This window comes from Couchioplanes caeruleus (assembly GCF_023499255.1).
Classification (GTDB): Bacteria; Actinomycetota; Actinomycetes; order Mycobacteriales; family Micromonosporaceae; genus Actinoplanes; species Actinoplanes caeruleus_A.
In genome coordinates this window covers 3,280,121-3,298,752 of sequence record NZ_CP092183.1, presented here as the reverse complement: position 1 = coordinate 3,298,752, position 18,632 = coordinate 3,280,121, and the positions used below count along the sequence as shown (strand labels likewise).

Here is an 18,632-nt window from a genome sequence, read left to right as displayed (position 1 = left end):
GCCCGGCCGGAATCATTCGGTGTCGCAGTCGTTGGTGCAGATGCTGAGAATCTGCGTGATGATCTGGTTGCGGGTCATCGCGCCGGCCCACATGCGAACCTCTCCGACCTGGCCGGGCAGGTATCGGTCCCACGTTCCGCCTGCTCGGCCGCGTCCGATGGACAGCTCTCCGGATCCGCGCTGGACGTACGGGAAGGTCGGCGGTTGGTCGTCGGGGATCTCCTCCTGCTCGCCCACGTACAGGTGCAGGCTGTCGTCCAGGGCGTCGTAGACGCCGGTCACCTGCACGACCGGGTCGGCGCTCAGGTCGACGGTGTCGGCGCTGCGCGCCTCGCCGCTGCCGATCACCCGGGACGAGCCGTCGATGGCGGTGCGTCCGAAGAACCAGCGACCCTGGGGTACGCCGGCGGCGACGGAGTCGAGCCGGTACCAGAGCCCCCAGGAGCTCTCGCCGGAGGTCTGCTGCCCGGCGATCTGAGCGAGGTACCCGGCCGGCTTCTGCGCGATGGCAGCGGCGTCAAGGCGTACGCGGGCGGTGACGGTGAAGGAGGCGCTCTCGTCGACGACCGGCCCTGCAGCACTCGCATACCCGGCGGTGCCGTCGAACACAACGACGCCTTCCTCGCTGAGCGCGGCGCCGGCGTTGAGGGTCATCGCGGACTTGGAGTATCCGGAGGTGTCAGCGATCGAGGTGCCCGAGCCTTGATCTGCGAGCCAGGCGCCGGCCAGCACAGTCGCGGAGGTACCGTCCGGGCCGACGAGCTGGGCGTCGAGGCGGATCTCGTCCGCGGCCAGCGCTCGGTTCCAGACCTCGACCTCGTCGATCAGCCCGCCGGTGTACTCGCCCGGGGTGGCGGTGTCGCCGCCTCGGCCGATCTGCAGTCCCCCTGAGGTCAGGATCGGCGTCAGGTCGGCGGCCACCGGCACTGGGGTGCCTTGGGGCCGGCCGTTGACGAAGAGCTGCACCGTCTTGGCGGTGGCGTCGTAGCTGCCGGCGATGTGGGTCCACACCTTCGCCGGGGTGGTCGTGACCTGGGCGACGGAACGCGCGATCTTGGCGGTCTGCCCGGCCGGCGCGCGGTGCCAGTCGAAGACCCAGCCGGTCGCCGGTTGATAGCCCAGGTTGAAGCCGGTTCCGGCGCCGTCCGTCTGGCTCGCGATGCTCTGCGCCCGGCTCGTGTCAGTCAGGTACGCCCATCCGGCGATGGTGAAGGACGTCGCGGTGTTGACGACCGGCTGACTCGTGGCCGCGTACGCGGTCTTGCCGTCCACGGCGAGAGCGTGGTCGCCGACGGTGTCACCGCGGCGAGCCCGCGTGTCGAAGGAGCTTCCCGTGGTCAGGGTCAGCGGGTGCCGGATGCCGTCGGCGGCGGTGTCGGCTGCATTCGTACCCGATGTCTCGCCGAACTGCCAGCGGCCGACCGGGCCGCTCGGGGTTTCGACCTTGAACGAGAAAATCTTCGGCGGGCCGTAGCGGTCGGGAAGATCCTCGGCCTCGACAGTCAGCAGCAGCGTGCCGGCTACAGGCGGCGTGATGTCACTGACTGTGACGGTGGCTCCGGTGACGTCGTGGGGTTTGCCGCCGGTCAGCGTCCAGCGGTACCCGGTGACGTCCTTGTCGACCGGGTCCGGCTGGAAGGTGAAAGCGCCCTTGATCCCCGGGCCGCCGCCGGGCGCGCAGGCGTTGGCGGTACACTCGGTGTAGGGCCCGTGCGCGTCCGGCACGATGACCGGCGCTTTGGGGGCCTTGGAGTTGACGGTGAAGTAGCACCAGCCGGAGAACGCCGATCGCGGATCCTGGGTCTTCCCGCCGTAGCTGCCGTGCGACACGGTCTGCGCGTGCAGGCGGTAACTCTTGCCGTCGGCCAGGGTGCTGGTCTGCGGGGATTCCTTCGTACCATCGACGGCGTAGCCGCTACCCGGCACGTCCTGGCCCCAGACCTTGCCCCAGGTCTTCTTCGTGGCGTCGTACGCCTGCACCTCGAAGCCGGCGCGCAGGGAACCCTTGCTCTCGCTGCTTGTCGGCTGGACCGACGTCTGCACCGTCGCGCTCACCGGCGGGGTGGGGTCGGCAACCGTGACGGCGTGTGCGGAGTCGCGGCAGGTGACCGACTTAGGATCGTTGGTGGCCTGCACACCGACGCCCGTCGGTACGCCCGGGGCCGGGAAGTACGTCACCTGCAGAGTCGCGTCGTTCTTGAACCGCTTCCAGCTGTTCGGATCCGACTCGTCATTGGCACGCAGCATGACCGTCAACGTCGACCAGGTGCCCTTGGCCAGATTCGCGACCGTCGAGGTCAAGTTCTCGTTGCTCTCGTCCGGGTTGTCGTTGAACTCCACTGCCGCAGCCGGCTGGTCAGGATCACACGCCGACCCACGCCCGTGCGACACCTTCCGATCGCCGAGCAGATCGACGGTCGACGGACCCGGCCACCGGGTGCCCTCGGAGATGTCCCCGGACGTGCGGTACAGATTCACCCACGACGGCGTGCACGTGAACGACCACGTCTCCGTCAGCCGGAAAGTCGCGTCCTGCACGATCTTCCCGGCCAGCTTCGACCGGCTGAACGAGAAGAACATCCGGCTGGTAAAAGCCGGAGAGGCACACATGATGCCGACGCCGTTGCTCACCTGAGAGCTGCAACGGCCCACGCCGCGACCACGGTCACGGTGGTTGTCCTCATCGTAGTCGTTGTCGAACTGCCAATAGTGATGACCGTTAGACGTCACGACGGTCCGCTTCGAGGCGCTCAACCCAACCGGCGGGTCGATGTAGACCGGATAGCTCGCAGTCTGCAGCAGGCTCGCGTCCGGTACGACCGAGACAAACCCCTCGCTGACCCGTACGGGCAACTCGGCGGACTTGTCGTCCAGATCCGGGCCATCGACCGAGTCGGAACCAACTTCTTGCGCGGGCTCGGTCCCTTCGCCCGCCGCAACCTTCGCTGTCTTCTTGCCGGCCGCCGGGATCTCGTTATCGCCGGTCGAGTCCCACATCAACCCGGCCGGTCCGCTGAAGGTGGCATTGCCGTCGGCGTCGACGGCGCGTACCCCGCCGCCGGGCCCGGACACGACCCGGACCCCGGTTCCGTGCATCGTGAACCGCACCGGGGACCGCTCAAGGTTGTCAGCCGCGGTCGGGGTTTTGACTACCAGAACCTGCCGGTACCCCTCGACGGTCGCCGTGAGTCGAAGGTCCACACCGGGCAAAACCTCGGGATAGACCGCCGTGTCGTTGATGATCTGCGGCGTAGGTAGGCTCCCCGGCCAATCCACCGTGACGGCCTGGCCGGCGCGAGAAAGCCGGATCAGGCCGGAACCGTCACCCTTGCCGGCGAACGCAAGGCCGGTGACAGCCGCACGTGGCCCTACCGAGCCGTCGGGATGAGGCACCAGCGTGGGATCCGGGTCGGACCAGCTCCCGTCCGCCGCGCGCGCCCGTTGCGGAGCAGCCGATTCCTGGAGGACGAAGGAACCGTCCGGGTTCGCGAACGTCTGCGAGTACTCATCTCTCGCTTCGACGACCTCGACCCGCTGGCCGCTAGCGGCCGCGCGCTGGGAGGCTTCCGCGGCAGGATCCGCTGATGCGAGAGTCTGCCGAGCGGAACCGGCGACGCCGACCGGACGCGGTGAGGCGCTGGCCGGTGATGAGTGAACGGTCACCGCCGCTACCGCGGCGACGACGGCCACCAGCGCAGAGATCCGTCGAATGTGGACAGCATGGGACGCGACAAGACCAGCCATACAGACCCCCGTGAATGCCGTTACGGCGAGGGAAGACTACGACTCATCGATCTTTGATACAAGGATGATCATGAATACCTTGCTTGAGCGGCCTTGTTGAGAGCTGAGTCCGAAGTTCGACGACGCGTGCGGGAACCTGCGGCCTTCCAGCGCAGAAGTCGCGCGGGGCTAAGCCCGCGGATCATGTCGGTCGGGGACTGCGTGCGGGACGTCCCTCAACGCCGCGCGGAGGGCGGCATCGGCGGCGGGGTGGTCGCCGGAGACGTGGCGGGCGGTCTCGAGCTTGCAGCGCGCGTGGGTGACCCATAGGCCGTCCAGTTCGGCGGACGCGACCGACGCCCGGGTATGGTTGTCGGCCACCACCGGTGCCACGCCTTCGGCCAGGGCGTCCGGATTGTCGCGCCAGCCGTCCGGCCGGTCGACCAGCTCGCTGCCACCTGAAGGTCGGCCCGCGTTTCCTCTAACGCCGACACCGGCTTCCGAGACGACCACGGCCGGGTCACCCCTTGGCCCGAAATCATCGACGAATGGACCCACAACATCCCCGAACTGAGCTTGCCCGAGCCTGGACACACCCCCTTCTCATCATTGCCCGTCGAAGATGCGCTCCACGTCCGCGCCGCCACGCACGATGACCGCGTCCGCGCCTAGTTCCTCGGGCAGATGACGCCGTTGGTCTTCACGCACCAGAAGCGTCGGGCAACCTTGCGGCAGCACCACGGCATCGGCCAAGGCAGCAAACTCGACCAGCAGGTCCAGAACGCAGCCGCGCGAGAACCTGGAGATCATGAGGCTCGGGAAGCTCTCATCTGCGACACCGCCATAGATCTCCGCGACTCCACCGTCATCGACGTGAACATGCCACAGGTCGAACTCTGGCTCGGTGCGATCGACATACGGCCCCCAGACTGCACGGAACGCGATGCCATCCATCGCAGCCGCATCGCCGTTCTCGAACCGCTGGACGAACAAGTCGAAGCTCACGCGAGCAAGCTAGGTGCTGTCACCCCGAGGGGCACCGGCGACCTGCCACCCGTCGCACCACCGCCACCATCCAAACGACCAGCCTCGACAGGATCGGCTCACCAGCTTTGTCCGCGACTACTCCACGCCGAGAACCCGGCGGCCCAGGCCGATAACGTGAGCCGAACCCAGGTCATTCACGTGAGCGCCCGCACTCGGGCGAACGCGCGTTGTCGGCGGCAGTTGCGGACGTTCTTGTCGGAGGGCCATGCGAAAATCCCGCCCATGCCCGAGATCGTCACCGCAGCGCTGGTTCGCGAAGGCCGAGTCCTGCTCGTCCACCGAAGCCCGAACAAACATGCGTACCCGAACGTGTGGGATCTGGCCGGTGGACACATCGATGCAGGCGAGACGGAGCTTGCTGCGCTCGCCAGGGAGATGCACGAGGAACTGGGCGTGCAGATAGCAACAGGCTCGGCGATCCACCTGTGCCGGCTGGATATAGGCCGCGCAGAGGAGTCCGTGCGCTTGAGCGCCTGGATCGTCAGCGAGTGGGAGGGGACACCGACAAACACCGCTCCCGATGAGCATGACGAGATCCGTTGGTTCTTGCCGGAGGAGTTACCTCCGCTCGCCCACGAACCCGTACGCACGGGGTTGATGGAAGCTATGCGGGGCGCTCGCGCCTGACCATCAACGCGTTGCCCCCAACAGCGAATCCATACGCCGCCGCATTCCAGTTGACTGCCTCAGCCGAGATCCTTCGGTTCAGAGGCATCGCTCGATCTCTCGGTTGATAGCCTGCGGCGATGCCGATCAACATCCGCCTCGCTATCGCGTCCGATGCGCCATGACGCCGAAACTGCGCCGCGCCGTCCGCGCGATCATCCTTGATGAGAACGACCGCATCCTGCTCTGCCGGTTCGACTTTCCGCACCCGGCGGTACCCGAGCAGGCGAAGGCCGTCTGGGCGGCTCCAGGCGGCGGCATCGAACCCGGCGAGGACTCGCTGACGGCTCTGCGCCGTGAACTGCGTGAGGAAACCGGTCTGGCGATCACCACCGATCCACCGCACATCTGGCACCAGGAAATCTCGGCCGCCGACCATCCCCGGGCCTCCGGCGGCATCGTCAACGACTACTTCCTCATCCGCGCAAACAACTTCCAGCCACGCGGCGACCTGACGGACCACCAACTCGCTGCCGAGGAGAACGTGGGCGCGTTCCGCTGGTGGCAGGTCTCGGAGATCGCCAGCCATACGGGACCTGAGCTGTTTTCGCCCCGCAACCTCACTACAGTCTTGACAGCTCTGCTCACTGCAGGAACTCCGGATCGGCCGGTCCAACTCGGCCTCTAACGAATCTCCGGGGGCGCAGACCGCCGTCGGTGACGGCATACAGTGCGGTCTCCACGCAAGCTGAACCCCTTTGCCTTCCATCGATCTTGCCCGGGTATGGGGATGCGTGCTCGGTGTCAGATCACCGGGGCATCCGCGCATCGGCTACCTCCGGAACCCAGCCGCTCACCTCGCCGTGACGATCCGTAGCGCCCGGATCGCGGCAGATCAGGGCACGGCCGCCTCAGTCAGTGCACGGCCGTTTGAGCGTGTGTTACGAGCAGACGGCGGCATATCGGTGTGTTGCCGGCCTACTAGAACGCCAGCTTTGTCCTATGAACGTGAGTGAGCCGTCCGTCAACGGGTGGCGAGCTTTGCGCTCGCGTTACGACCCGCTATGCATTTCATATGGAACACCTGTGGTTCGACCTCGGTGGCTGCGCCGGCGGCACTCAGCTAGAGATCCAACTGCGCGGCTCATCCGCGCGAGTGTGCCTCATGGACGCGAGCGAGTACCAGGCGTATCTCGACGGCGACGAGTACGAGTACCACGGTGGCTTCTTCGACTTCACCCCACTCGTCCTCGAGGTGCCGCATGACGACGACTGGTACCTGGTAGTCGATAGCTACCACGGACGCATCAAGGTCAAATATGAGGAGATCTTCGATTGACGCCATCGCTGCCATGTCGGCGCTGACGAGAGGATCGCGGCAGAACAGTGCGTCAGCCGGAGTGGCGTACGAGAAGCCGTAGGCAGTTAGTCATCGGGCCGATGAGTCAGAGTGGAAGCCAAACCGCGGCATTCTTCCAGGAGATCGCTCGCCATCAGGTCATCTGGTACGTGAGGAACGATCAAGGCAGTCCTGCGCCAATGACGGGCAGCGGAGATCGGGCGATGCCGTACTGGTCCTCGGAAGTGAGGGCTCAGCGCGCTGTCAGCGTATGGGGTGGCGATCTACGCGTCGCGTCTATGACGCTGCAGACATGGCGTGATCAAGACCTTCCCCAACTTGCCGAGGAGGGCCTTCGAGCTGGGCTCAACCGGACCGGCCCGAACCTCGTCGGCTGGGACTTCACGGTCGCTGAGACGCTGAACCGGCTTGACCGCGCCCTGGGCGCCGGACCATATGCCAAGCATGAGACAGCGGAATGACGCCCTCGGGCGACCTCGATCTCGAACCACGCGCGCTGTCGGCGGCAGATGTTCGCAGTCGATCATGACGGCTTAAGCTCCAACGCATGGCAATCCAGTGCTGTCCGATCTGCTTGGCCGAAGTAGCCGAAAATCCGCGGTACCCCGATCACCTGTGCAGCGAGTGTGCCCGCAGAGCAGTCGACGCTGACGGTCGGCCGCTCAAGTTTCACAACACCTCCCTGTCGGGTGGGTTCGAGGCGATCTACGCTGATGACAACACACCAGCCGAAACGGTGACTCGCGACCGCATCGTCTTCGTCGATGGAGCGCAGTGCGTGGCCGACGAGGCGCGCTTCGGCGGAATCATCATCTGCCCCAAGTCGTAGCGACGCCGAACCCATCCCCGTTGCGAACCAGCTTGCTGCGTCAAACCTGATTCGGGGCAGGCTCCCGCCGTACCCGGCGCGGCGCTGGGCTGTCGGCCAGGCACTCGGCATGGCCCGAACACGGCGCTCCCGGCCGACGCAATCCCACGCGAGCCACCGTCAAGACCGCCAACGGGCGCGCACGGACGGCGGCAGATGAGGATGCCTCAAACGCGAGTGGACGCACGCCTTGTGGCAGGATGCTGCCGCAGATTCGGGTTTGCGGAAGGAGGTGGCGGTGTTGCGCATTCCGGCGACGCTTTCTCCACGAGCTGGACGTTTTGTCCAGATCCACGGTGTTCGCGTGCCCGCTTGGACGATTGAGCAGCACAAGCATCATTGGATGAAGCTCGGCCGTCCAGCAGACGCGATTGAACAACTGATTGAACACCAGAGACGTTGGGGCGGCCTCGTACTACCTCCGGCCGTCGAATATGAGGGCGGCCCCTACGACCTGAACGCGGACGATCCGGATTGCGACGATGACGGCTTGGTCTTCAACGTCGGTCGGCCGCGCTGCTCGATGCCCTACGGCTTCGCCGTAGACAGTCAGGGCCGGTTCGGCATCTGCGGTTCCGGCTACCCCTGGGTTCCCCTTCATGCGTCCATTGACGGCTGGGTGGAAAGTCTGGCATTGGTATACGCGGCCAGGAACGATGCCAGGTTGGTGCGCCGAGTCACCGGCGAGGAGGCAGATCGCCTGATCGAAAGACTTGCTGACGAGCCACCGATCGCCACTGTGGCCGGGCTGGCCGACAATTGGTGGCAACTTACAGAGGCACTGGTTTCGGTTGCTCGGGGAGAGTCGCTCCTCTTCGGTAATGGCGTCCGCCCCTCGGTTTTGGCGTATGAAGGAGCGTTCGACGCCTGAACCTGTGTGCAGAATTTGAGGCGAAATCGATCCGCAGCCGCGCGTGATCGGCTCAATGATCGAGTGCACTCAACTCGACAGATCCGTGCGTCGATCATGCAGCTCGAGCAGCCACCGTTGCACGAAGCGTGAGGACCTCGGGTCATCGATCCACCCTCATCGCCGCCACGTCAACGACAGCGGCAACAAGCCAGCCGCGCTGCAGTCCACCCCGGCAGTTCTCCCAACCCGACGCCGTCCACGCGCGCTCGGCACCGACGCAAACGCCTACGACCAAGGACTCGAAGCGGCTCGCCCACTCCCCTATCGGGCAGAACATCGACCCCAACCCACAACCACACCGGCCGACCGGCGCCTACCCCAGCACACCAGCCCACCGACGAGGCAACCACCGACAACCCGAGACAACCGCCGTCAACTTTTACACCCGGCCACCAAGCGCGATCATGGAATCACCGGCCCAACCGGCGCACCAGCCCAAGATCACCGTACGAGCGTCCGTGTCTCCCAGGCGTCACGATCATCCACAGTAGACAGCGGCCGCCTCGACAACCACGGCCGCCTCCGGAACCCGACAGCCAACCACCCAGAGGTACGCATCCCCAGCTCAGCGCCCCCTCCAGGAAAGCAGGACCCGAAGCAACACCGCACCACAAGCGGAAAAGGAAGAGCCGATAAACGACAGATGCGTAAACCGTACGCGCGTTCGTGCAAAAATGCGTGTCATGGTGATCGGAACACAGTCACGCTGGCAAATGAAAAAGGCCAGCTGAGCTGGCCTTTCACAACGTCGGGCTGACAGGATTTGAACCTGCGACCCCTTGACCCCCAGTCGCATTACGATTCGGTTAAGCACTATCAACGGGTGCTTTTATGTGCGTAGAAGCGGACAGAAAGGCACCGTAGTGACGCCCAGCATCATCCAATTCCGCAGAACTTGCTCACCGCTGTGACCAAGCGGGTGACCACGGCCAATCAAGTGCTCTGCCTGCCATCCAATACGTCAAAAGATCGCACTAAGTAGTTTCAGCGTCGGCGCCCGCAAGAAACTCATTCGCGATCCAGTAAAGGCTCTTACCCTCGTACGTCCAGGCATCGGGACCGGACAGCACCCTAAATTCGCCCGTTGCCATTTCGACGATGTTCTGCGCAAGTTTCGATGCAGACCAGCAGTCGACATCGGGTGCACCCGCCCATTTAAGAGGCTTCGCCCGGTCTTCAGTCCAAGTTATCGTCGACCGATTCGGGTCCGCTTCCATCCAAGCACGCACCGCCGCAACCGATTGTGGCCGTACAAGGGTCTCGACGCTCAGCGCTAAAGTGGCGCCCTTCGGGATCAGACCGTTATCGACAATGACCGCCACGGAGCGTTGTCGCCGAGACCGGGCGGCCAATTCTGCGCTGACGCCGGAGGTACCGTGTTGAACCGTTGGTCCGAGGATCCGATCTGCGATGTCATCAATTGGGAAGATCTGTTGAAACGTGGCACAAAGTTTCCTCGACTCGTCCGGCTCTCTAAAAAGGCTGAGCTCAATACACTGGATAACGAGATCGCGAGGAGCGAGCTCGGTCAACCAGTTGACGGTAGTCATGACTTGTGAGGGAAAGCGCTCTGCGATGAGGACGATGCGAGGTCGCGTCAGCAGCTCCTCGCCCCAGTCGCCTTCAACGTGGTCGGCCAATGCCGCAAGTCCTGCTTCCGGGGTCACGGGCGACTCTTGCGGTGACTTATTGAGATAGTCCGCGTGTACCGAGCCGAGGGATTCCTTGGTAAATCCTGCAACCAGGGCAGCGTACGTCAATGCCTGAAGATGCACGCGCTTATCGCCGTCACGCTTAAGTTCTACGACGACGAGCTGTCCGGTGGAGTCGAGTCCGAGAATATCCAAGCGCTCTGCCGCGACCTGCCCGCCGCTGGTCGCCCAGCGATCAAACTGCTTCGTGACGATCCGTACACTGCCGCCGAGTATTTCCGGGTGGTCAACGACCCAACGTTCGAGATGTTCGACCTCAAGCAGGCCCTGTTCGGCCATGGCAGAGCGCTGGAACGGCGTTGCATCGACACCGTCAATGCGGAAGACATGCGCTGCAGGGCTCACGATCACCTTCCTAGGTGTTGTAGTGCCACATACGAGTAGAGGTTTCAGGACAAGGCTGCTATAAGGCCATTTGCTAAGTCCGGGCTTGGCTCGCCAGCACCCGCTCCCGTCGGAGTGTCGGCCAGTCTTGGTCTCGCGATCATTCGATGGCCCGAAGGAGCAGATCCGGCTCGGCACGCAACGCGCGAAGGCCCAGAGTCTCTTGGGCGATGCGCTGTCGCTGCTCAAGCAGTTGCGCGACTGACGGGTGTAGGTCTTGCGGCATCCAAGCAACGAGCGTGCTCGAGGCCTTGGCGCCGGTGTTCGACCTGTCTAGGCGAGGAACGCCGCTGGCAAAGATCCAGCGGTACAGCGCGGCGGCCGGTTGTAGCGGTGGCAGTCGTTGGGCTTTTGCTATCGCGGCAGCGCTGACCGCGATGCGCAAACCGGCGACGTCAAGGTCGCCTACGTAGTAGAGCGCAGTCGGCGCCGGATCGAGCAGGGCCACCGCGGTAATGGAGGTAGGGAACTGGTTGCCGCAGCCCCAACCGATGTGCAGATCCGGGCGAACATCCGGGTCGAGCTGCCGGGCGGCCTGCAGGAGCGAGTGGAACGTAGCGTTGTTCTCCGCCACTAGCAGCCGTGTCGGTCCTCTTCCTGGCACGTACTGGGAGGGGAAGGGTATGGGTGTGGGATAGCAGGCAAGTAGGTCGAGGGTCAGCGCGCCGGTGGTGAACAATCGTTTGGTTGTCTCGATGGCGAGTGCCTTCTCATCGTCGAGGATTTCCAGCGAGCGTTCTTCGAGAGGGACGGGTTCAGCGCCGGGGTTGTTCCGCAGCCAGGTGGCGATTCTGTCGAGGAGCTGGTGTTCGTCCGGCCGGGTGGCGATCGCGGCGGCTGCTTCGAGTGCTTGCGGCCAGACTCGCGGCACCGGTGTTGACCGGACCCGGCGGGGCCTGGTCTTGCCCACCCAGAGCGGTAGGGGCGGGTTCGTCCGGTGGTCCCAACCGGAGCGTGTTTTCGGCAGCACGACGGCGCCTGCTTCGGCGAGGCCGGCCAGGACAGCGGCAAGCCGAGTTCTTGCTGAGGGATCGCCGACGAGTGTCGGGTCTGCAGCCGTGGCGTGCCGCAGCAGTCCGTCGACCCGTACTCGGCTTGTCGGCTGTTCCGCGACGTAGGTGGCGATGATGTCGCCCAGCGCTGTCGTCATGGCGACACTTCCGTCTGGGACTGGTTTCCCCCGCCGCTGGACAATTCGTCGTGTGCGACGCGGACGCCGGTGATGAGTCGCTGGTCGGTGTCGGTAAGGGTGTCGTCCGGGACGATGTAGCGGCGATTCTGGGTGCGACCCGGCCGGTTGTCCAGCCGGATGACGTTGGGAAACCGCGAAACGGCATCGGGGTCTTTCACCCCGGTGGTGTACACGAGTTGGACTTTGTGGGCAGCGGCGACCGTCCGCTGGAGGCCGACGAGACTGCCATGTGAGGCGCGGCCGATCGGGTTGTCGAGCAGCAGGACGCCGCCGGAGCGGTCCCGGCGTCCAGCGTTGGCGGCACGCAGCGCCGCGATGGTGCAGTAAAGCGCGACGCAGACGGTCAGTTTTTCTCCCCCGGACCATTTGCCGAGCCGGGTGATGTCTTCCGTGGTGGGGACGAGGTCGAGTGCGGGTTTGAGGACCTTGACGGTGAAGCCTCGGGTTCCGGCTGCCTCATGAACGGCGTCCTTGAGTAGCGGCAATCCTTCCGGTTTGACGCCGTCGGCAATACGCCGCTCCACGACGCGGTTGACGTAGGTGCGCAGGTCGACGTCGCTGGCGGGCGCTTCGAAGGAGATTCTGAGCATCTGTTTCCCGGCCCAGCCTCCGGTTTTCGCCGCCACTCGTGAGTAGCGTTCGGCCTTGCGCAAGGTGTCGAGGGTGTTCGAGACGAGGCGGGCGAGGGATTCGGTCACGATCGCCTGGTCCTTAGCGATGTCGGCGAGTTCGCCGTCGATCATGTTCGCGCGCAGGCTGAGCTGGGTTGCGAGGGTTCCCGCGTGCTGCGCCAGTACTTCTTCGTTGTCATGGATGACGCGGTCCTTTGCGGGTGTGGTGACCCCGGGATACCTGCTGCCTGTTGTCCGTAGGTCCCCGACTGCGTTCGCCCGAGAGATTGCAGCGTCGCTCGCGCGTTTCTCCGTGGCACGCAGGGCCTGTATCAGCGCCTGCTTGTGGGTCTTGGCCTCGTCGTCGGTCCCGGCGAACGGCGCGACAACCCAGCCAGCCGGGTCGGGAAGACCATCGGCGAGCAACTCGAATGCAGTGATCCGACCCTGGTAGCGGCTCTGCTTACCCTCCAGGTCGCGGAGTTCGCCCTCTGCGGTTGTCCGCTTCTCAACGCACCCTTGGCCGATCTCATCCTGTTCAGCTGCCAGAGCGTCGGCCTGCTCCGCGGTGGTCGGCTCAATCAGCAATGCGCGCTTGGGCGAATCGGTGCGTCGCCCCTGGATCCTGGTGAGCGTCGCATCGTGCCGTTCGATGTCGCCGGAGGCGCGGCCGTTCCGGCCGACCGCCTCCTCCTTCGCCTTCCGGGCGGCAGCCAGTGCCGCCGCCCGAGCCGGCTTTGTCTGCCCCTCCGCGGTGGCAAGCAGGGCGGCAGCGCGTTGCTGGGTCTCGGCGATGACCGCAGCGAGGGCCTGTTCTTCGGTCGCCAGCCCCATGGAGAGGTTGCGCTCCCGCTCGGTAAGGACCGACTGGGAGGCCTGTACCTGCCAGGTGCGGGCGGCCTCCTGATGGCGAGCGCGGAGGACGTCGAGAGAAACCGCCGGATCGTCGGGGCTTGTCGGATCGGAGTCGAGGAATGTCAGGCCGGCGGCCTCGGTCCGGTATGCGCCGGCGGTCCTGCCCTCGGTATCGGCGAGGCTGCTCTGCTCGGTCGCGTCGTCGAGGGCATTGTTCGCCTTCTCCGTGCAGCGGTCGGCCTGATCGCGGGCGCGCTTCGATCGCGAACCAGCCTCAGCGAGGTCGCGACGCCACTGCGAGGCTGCCTCCACCTTTTGAATCAGGCTGGAGAGGCGGGCGCGAGATGTCTCGATACGGGAGATCTGTCGCTGCGTCCGCTGCTCGGCCGCCGTGTCCTCGGCCTCCGCTTCATCAAGTGCGGCGAGTTCCGCGCCAGTTTTTTCGAGTGCTGCCGCGATGCCAACCAGGGTGTTGTCGAGGTCGTCGACGCGGCCGGTGAGGCTTTCGAGGTGCCCGGTGGGGCAGTCGGTGAGCAACTCGGTGAGCTCGCCGAGCAACGCCCGGTCGGCCGCACGCGCTTCGGACAGCCGGGACTGCTGCTCGGTGTACGTCTCTGCGCGGGCGGCGACCTGTCGCACGTTGCCTTCGGCCCAGGCAGGGTCCACCAAGCCTCGATGCAGACCGGTCCAGACCGGGTCTGATTCATCAGGCCCTACCTTGATGGCGCTGACGATCGCGGCGGCAGCCTGCGCGGTGTAGACCCCGACGAGTGCCGTGGTTGCCGTGTCAACGATGGCCAACGCGATCTCGGCTTCGTCTGCCTGGGCGGTGGGAATTACGAGACCGACGCCGAGGCGCGCGAGGTCTGGATCGGTGACCGTTTCCAGCAGGCGTGCGCTGGGTAGCAGCGTGCGCAGGTGCGCCCAACCGGTTTCGGCAGTGATGTCATGTTCGGCCAGAACGGCCTGGACCCGTTCAGCGTCGAGGGTGGTAGGTAGGAGCCCGGTGCGCGCGTGTACGTCGAGGATGCGCTGGTCGTCGATGCGTTCGGCCTCAAGCCGGACGAGGGCCATGTCGGTATCGACGATCGCGTCTGACAGCCGGCGGGTCAGGGTGTCCGCCTCGGCCCAGAGATCAACAGGGGCGTCGCCGGTTGCCTCGGTCAGATCCTGCACTCGTTCGCGGGCGACCAGCTTGGAAGCGCGTTCGGCAAGTGCGGCGCGTTCCTCCGCAAGCCGGGTGTGTTCCGCGTCGAGCCGGACCTGCTCGCCCGTCTGCATGGTTAGTGTGCTCATCAGTGAGCGTCGAACCGCCGGGCGCTGTTCACGACGGCTCTGGATCTCTTCCAGAACGCCCGTGAGGGTCACGTGCTGTTCGGCGAGAACGGCGTCGTGCTCGGCCGGATCGGTCTGTTCGCTCGGGAGCGCGCCGTCGCGGACGGCCGTGCGCAGGTCTGCGGTCAGCGACTCCAGCCGAGCTGTCGCGGTCGCCGCGTCCTTGTCGGCTGCCTGAGCCTGCTGGTCGGCTTCCTTCGCCGCGGCGCGGTGGGCCACCACGTCTGCCTTCGCCACTTTGGCGGCTTCGGCAGCCGCTTCGGCTTCGGCCTGGTGTGCTCTAGCTAGGGTGCGCAGCCGGGTTCTCAGGCGCGCGCTGTGCTCGTCGTGCTCGCGCCGCAATGGCGCGGTGCGCTCGCGTTCCTCACCGGCCTCTCGCCGGGTGCGCTCCAACGCGTCCTGCAGCTCCTGCTTCTGCACCAAATGTTCGGCTGCCTCCCATGCTTCGATGAGACCGGCGGCATCCTTGGCGTCGTTATCGGCCCGGCTGAGTTGCTCCTGCGCGGCGCGCAGTCGCATCTGGGCGGCACGTTCCTCGTACAGGTAGACGAGCTCGTAGGCGGCACCGCCCTCGGTCACGGCAGCAGCGCGGCGCTTCTCGATGCCGTCGCGCTGCTCGGCGAGCTCCTCGATTCGGCTGTTCGCTTGGGAGACGGTCGCGGCGAAGGCTGCGGACAGCTTGGCAGCCTCGTGGACGGCCTGCTGCAGGGCGAGCGCCGCCGCGCCGACCTCCTGCTGGCAGACGTGGACGCGGTCCAGGCCTGTTGCCGAGTCGAGGCAGAAATCACGCTCGGCTGTCTTAGCGGGTTTGGTCGCGAGTAGCGACGCGATCGAGGCCAGGCGATCCGCGACGCCGATCGCGTCTTCAGGTGCGACGGTGAGATCGATGAGCAGGTCGATGAACTCGCGGGCCGACGAAAATCGGAACATGTCCTCCACGCCGCCCTCGACGTGATTCATCTGTTTCTGCGTGCGAAATAAGGCTGGGTCGAGGCCTCGGCTGGTCAGCGCGGCCGTCCACTCGTGTTGCTTCTCGGCGATGACCAGATCCATGGCCTGCGGGTAGGTCGCCGCAAATTCCTTCAGAGCGGCGACATAGTCCGCCCGGCGACGCGGTTCACCGGCGGTATCGAGGATTGGAAGGCGTGGCAGGTCGAGTACGCCCGGCACCGCGTAGAACGCGTAGAAGGTCGTGTCGAGCCGGTCGCGGGCCCTGTCGGCGTCGGCGGGCCGGCGCAGGTCGGACCACTCATAGACGACGCCGGTGATGAGGATACGGTCCGGTGAGCCGTCCAAGGTGTCCGAGGCGGCCGGATGCCATGCCGCAACGGTGTGCGCGGTGTCGCCGCTGTCGACATAGTCGGTGAGGCTGCGTTTGACCGTACGACCCATGAAGTCGATCGCTCTTGGCAGCAGCAGCGCATAGAACAGTGACAGCAGCGATGATTTGCCGCCACCGTTGCGCAGCCAAACGACCGAATCGGCGGGGTAGCTACTACCGCCGTCCGGGGCTGTGAGGTCGAGCGTGACGTCGGTGAAGCGGGCGGATCGTTCTCCGATCGAGTGGAGCCGGAACGCGGCCAGATGATAGGTCACGCCTCCTCCCCGTTGTCGGCTGCGAAGGGTCGGTTGGCGGCCTGCGGCCGTCGGGCGACCTCCGCCAGGAAGGTGTAGGCGGGTTCGCTGGCCATGTCCTTGACCTGGATCCGGAATCGCTCGGTGAGCATCCAGGTTCCGCCGGTGCTGTCGGCACGGGCCATGCCTTGCTCCACGAGCCAGCCCAAAATGTTGCGAACCCAGTACAGGGCGCACTTGGGTGACAGCCGTCCGGAGCCACGGCCTCTGTCGCCGACGAGCGTGGAGGGCATCTCATGGTAGGCGCGCCACGCCTCGTCCAAGCCGTCGTCGGGAACGGGCTCGCCGGCGGCGTCGTGCTTCTGCATGCGCTCGCATATCGCGCGCATCCATTGCTCAAATTCGACGTCCGTGATCCGGCGGATCCGTTCTTCTTCCAGGTCGGCCGGTGTGGGGTAGGCGTAGGCGGCCACGCCGACCAGGACGAGACCGGCCACCAATCGCCCGATCCGAGTCGCCGCGTGGGGCATGTCGCCGACCCGGAAGGCGAACGGCGACTCGGGGCTGACGCCGAGGACAAGCCCGAAGTCGCCGTCGGATAGGACCTGGGCGGACAGACCGTGCAGAACGGCATCGGCGGCGATCCGGAAGTCGGACTCGGTACGGTATCGGCCGAGCACCCTGCGGTATTCCTGACTGCGTCCGGGACGCTGGGTGGGCTGTACCGCGTACGCGATCAGGGTTCCGATGTCGGTGTGATCGTTCTGTGTCAGAGTCATACCGCCTCCGCGTGTTTCCATGGATGCTCGGTGACCGGTTGCGGGGCAGCGGTTGCCAAGGCCTCGGGGTGCGGGGCGATGATCAGGTCGTCGCCGTCCCAGCCCGGTAGATCGACCTTCAGGTCATCGGCGTCCGCGACGGCGCGCGGCCCGAAGATCCGTGCGGTCAAGTCGACCGATGCAGTGTGTTCGGTGTCGGTCGCCTCGGGTGCGAAGCACCACAGCGCGGCCAACGCCAGGATCTCCGCAGCTCGTTGCCGGTCAGCGCTGCTGTCGAGGCCAGGGTCCGTCAGTGCGTCAACAAGCAAGGCCGACAGACGAGCGGGCAAGCCAGTCCTGACGACGACTCGCCGGGCGGCGTCCATAATGTGCGGCCCGATCGTCGGCGGATCTGGATCTCCCGCCTCGTCATCGTCGTCGAGGTCACGATCATCGGCGGCGGAGTCACGCACCGCCCACAGGTCGTAGACCAGCCGGTACAGCCGGGGCAACTTCGGAGGTCGCGGACCCGTGATGTCCGACAGCCACCTGTCGGTGACCGCCAGCGCAGTTTCGCTGTCCAGAGCGAGCAATGGGGCAAGGATCTCCCGGCTGATGTCGGGTAGGTGCCCCAGCGCCGGCGGCCGGAACGACTGCCGGTCTTGCTCCTCCAGGAACACTCCTCGGGCGGCGATGACCTGCCGGTGCAATGCCTCGTGGCGGCGCGAGCACTCGGTGAGCAACGCGGCGATCCGGGCCGCCGCCATGGTCACCTGCTGATCATCGGATTCCAGTGACTCGCGGACCTTGGCGAGCAGGCGGTGCTCGGCCTCCATCCGGCCGGCGATGTGTTCCCGAGCCGTGGTGAGGCGTTGCGGAACGGCTGTCGCCCATTCCTGGATTACGGCGCGCAGATCCCTGCGCGTATTCTTGATCAGCTCGTGAAGGTCCTCGGCGAGCGACACCGACAGCAGCCGAGCCCGGACCGCGGCACGTTCCGCGGCATCGAACGCGCCCTTCGCCAGCTGGCGTTCCAGCAGCACTTCGTTCGCGACCTGCTCGTCCTCGACATCGAACTCGAGCCCACCCACCAGTGCGTTGATCGCGTCTCGGGTTGCGTAGAGCACGACCTCGCCCCGCACCGGGTCCTCTCGTTCAACCAGCAGCCGAAACTGCACCTGCCGTCGCTGGTGGCTCCGGGCCTTGTCGGTGAAGTCGCTGATCCTGTAGGTGAACGGCGCCTCGCGCTCGCCTCGGTTGAGAAGTGCGTCGACGGTGTGCTCGCCAATGCGGCGGTGTTCCGAAGCGGGCCGTTCCGGTGCGGTACGCCGGGCGAGTGTGGTGAGTCCGCCTACGACGTCGTTGTAGGTGGCCTCCTCCGCGAAGCCCTGCTGGGCGATAACGAGATCAATGGCGGCGAGAGCGAACGTCGCAACGTCGTAGGTGGCCGCTGGCCACTCCTGCCGATTGGCGGCGATGATCGCTTCGGTTATCGGGCGCGACCGCATGAGCACCGCAACCCGCGCCGGGAAGGTGGGGTCGAAGACGGAGAGCTCCGCTGGTGCGGGTGACCCTGACACGGTGGAGCCACTGGGCAAGTCGAACAGGTCGTCCACTTATCCTCTTCCATGCGCTTCCGTATTCGTACGGTAACCGTATGTCCAAGTCAATCAATGGCTATGCTGGGCCGCGG

General features: G+C 65.6%; 14 protein-coding genes. 6 read left to right on the top strand and 8 right to left on the bottom strand.

Annotation, left to right across the window (positions count from 1 at the left end; genetic code table 11):
- Positions 1–12: 12 nt before the first annotated feature.
- The 3 genes from COUCH_RS15385 to COUCH_RS15375 all read right to left on the bottom strand — a co-directional run bounded on the left by COUCH_RS15385 (position 13) and on the right by COUCH_RS15375 (position 4,728).
- Complete coding sequence (locus COUCH_RS15385) at positions 13–3,072, bottom strand: LamG domain-containing protein (protein WP_249612761.1); 3,060 nt, start codon at positions 3,070–3,072, stop codon at positions 13–15.
- An 840-nt stretch (positions 3,073–3,912) separates the two neighbouring features.
- Positions 3,913–4,236 carry a hypothetical protein gene (locus tag COUCH_RS15380; protein ID WP_249612760.1) on the bottom strand — a complete coding sequence of 108 codons (324 nt, stop codon included), beginning with the start codon at positions 4,234–4,236 and terminating at the stop codon, positions 3,913–3,915.
- A gap of 93 nt (positions 4,237–4,329) precedes the next feature.
- On the bottom strand, positions 4,330–4,728 hold the full coding sequence (locus COUCH_RS15375; RefSeq protein WP_249612759.1) for a hypothetical protein: 399 nt from the start codon (positions 4,726–4,728) through the stop codon (positions 4,330–4,332).
- Positions 4,729–4,992: 264 nt separating this feature from the next.
- Between COUCH_RS15375 and COUCH_RS15370 the strand changes: the two genes are divergently transcribed.
- The 6 genes from COUCH_RS15370 to COUCH_RS15345 all read left to right on the top strand — a co-directional run bounded on the left by COUCH_RS15370 (position 4,993) and on the right by COUCH_RS15345 (position 8,475).
- Positions 4,993–5,397 (top strand): NUDIX domain-containing protein, encoded by a 405-nt coding sequence (locus COUCH_RS15370; protein WP_249612758.1) that lies wholly within the window; start codon positions 4,993–4,995, stop codon positions 5,395–5,397.
- A 160-nt stretch (positions 5,398–5,557) separates the two neighbouring features.
- Positions 5,558–6,064 carry an NUDIX domain-containing protein gene (locus tag COUCH_RS15365; protein ID WP_249612757.1) on the top strand — a complete coding sequence of 169 codons (507 nt, stop codon included), beginning with the start codon at positions 5,558–5,560 and terminating at the stop codon, positions 6,062–6,064.
- Positions 6,065–6,451: 387 nt separating this feature from the next.
- Positions 6,452–6,715, top strand: coding sequence for a DUF1883 domain-containing protein (locus tag COUCH_RS15360; protein ID WP_249612756.1), 264 nt, complete (start codon positions 6,452–6,454; stop codon positions 6,713–6,715).
- A 101-nt stretch (positions 6,716–6,816) separates the two neighbouring features.
- Positions 6,817–7,197: a DUF2750 domain-containing protein gene (locus COUCH_RS15355; RefSeq protein ID WP_249612755.1), complete on the top strand. Its 381-nt coding sequence runs from the start codon at positions 6,817–6,819 to the stop codon at positions 7,195–7,197.
- Positions 7,198–7,283: 86 nt separating this feature from the next.
- On the top strand, positions 7,284–7,565 hold the full coding sequence (locus tag COUCH_RS15350) for a hypothetical protein (RefSeq protein ID WP_249612754.1): 282 nt from the start codon (positions 7,284–7,286) through the stop codon (positions 7,563–7,565).
- A gap of 277 nt (positions 7,566–7,842) precedes the next feature.
- Complete coding sequence (locus COUCH_RS15345; protein WP_249612753.1) at positions 7,843–8,475, top strand: hypothetical protein; 633 nt, start codon at positions 7,843–7,845, stop codon at positions 8,473–8,475.
- A gap of 1,016 nt (positions 8,476–9,491) precedes the next feature.
- On the opposite strand, the gene COUCH_RS15340 is transcribed toward COUCH_RS15345, so the two are convergent.
- The 5 genes from COUCH_RS15340 to COUCH_RS15320 form a co-directional block, all read right to left on the bottom strand.
- Entirely contained in the window at positions 9,492–10,574 is a 1,083-nt protein-coding gene (locus tag COUCH_RS15340) for a hypothetical protein (RefSeq protein ID WP_249612752.1), read from the bottom strand.
- Positions 10,575–10,713: 139 nt separating this feature from the next.
- Positions 10,714–11,763 carry a Wadjet anti-phage system protein JetD domain-containing protein gene (locus tag COUCH_RS15335; protein WP_249612751.1) on the bottom strand — a complete coding sequence of 350 codons (1,050 nt, stop codon included), beginning with the start codon at positions 11,761–11,763 and terminating at the stop codon, positions 10,714–10,716.
- Positions 11,760–16,202, bottom strand: a complete 4,443-nt coding sequence (locus tag COUCH_RS15330) for a hypothetical protein (RefSeq protein WP_249612750.1) — start codon at positions 16,200–16,202, stop codon at positions 11,760–11,762. Before COUCH_RS15330 ends, COUCH_RS15335 begins: the two co-directional genes overlap by 4 nt.
- A complete protein-coding gene (locus tag COUCH_RS15325; protein WP_249612749.1) occupies positions 16,199–16,960 on the bottom strand; it encodes a hypothetical protein in 762 nt (253 codons plus the stop codon). The genes COUCH_RS15330 and COUCH_RS15325 overlap by 4 nt, the downstream gene beginning before the upstream one ends.
- Positions 16,957–18,555 carry a hypothetical protein gene (locus COUCH_RS15320; protein WP_249612748.1) on the bottom strand — a complete coding sequence of 533 codons (1,599 nt, stop codon included), beginning with the start codon at positions 18,553–18,555 and terminating at the stop codon, positions 16,957–16,959. The genes COUCH_RS15325 and COUCH_RS15320 overlap by 4 nt, the downstream gene beginning before the upstream one ends.
- Positions 18,556–18,632: the final 77 nt, after the last annotated feature.

What these genes read in the sequence shown, in the direction of transcription:
- COUCH_RS15370 (WP_249612758.1), top strand. Translation starts at nt 4,993, where the DNA reads ATGCCCGAGATCGTCACCGCAGCGCTGGTTCGCGAAGGCCGAGTCCTG.
- COUCH_RS15365 (WP_249612757.1), top strand. Translation starts at nt 5,558, where the DNA reads ATGACGCCGAAACTGCGCCGCGCCGTCCGCGCGATCATCCTTGATGAG.
- COUCH_RS15360 (WP_249612756.1), top strand. Translation starts at nt 6,452, where the DNA reads ATGGAACACCTGTGGTTCGACCTCGGTGGCTGCGCCGGCGGCACTCAG.
- COUCH_RS15355 (WP_249612755.1), top strand. Translation starts at nt 6,817, where the DNA reads ATGAGTCAGAGTGGAAGCCAAACCGCGGCATTCTTCCAGGAGATCGCT.
- COUCH_RS15350 (WP_249612754.1), top strand. Translation starts at nt 7,284, where the DNA reads ATGGCAATCCAGTGCTGTCCGATCTGCTTGGCCGAAGTAGCCGAAAAT.
- COUCH_RS15335 (WP_249612751.1), bottom strand. Translation starts at nt 11,763, where the DNA reads ATGACGACAGCGCTGGGCGACATCATCGCCACCTACGTCGCGGAACAG.
- COUCH_RS15325 (WP_249612749.1), bottom strand. Translation starts at nt 16,960, where the DNA reads ATGACTCTGACACAGAACGATCACACCGACATCGGAACCCTGATCGCG.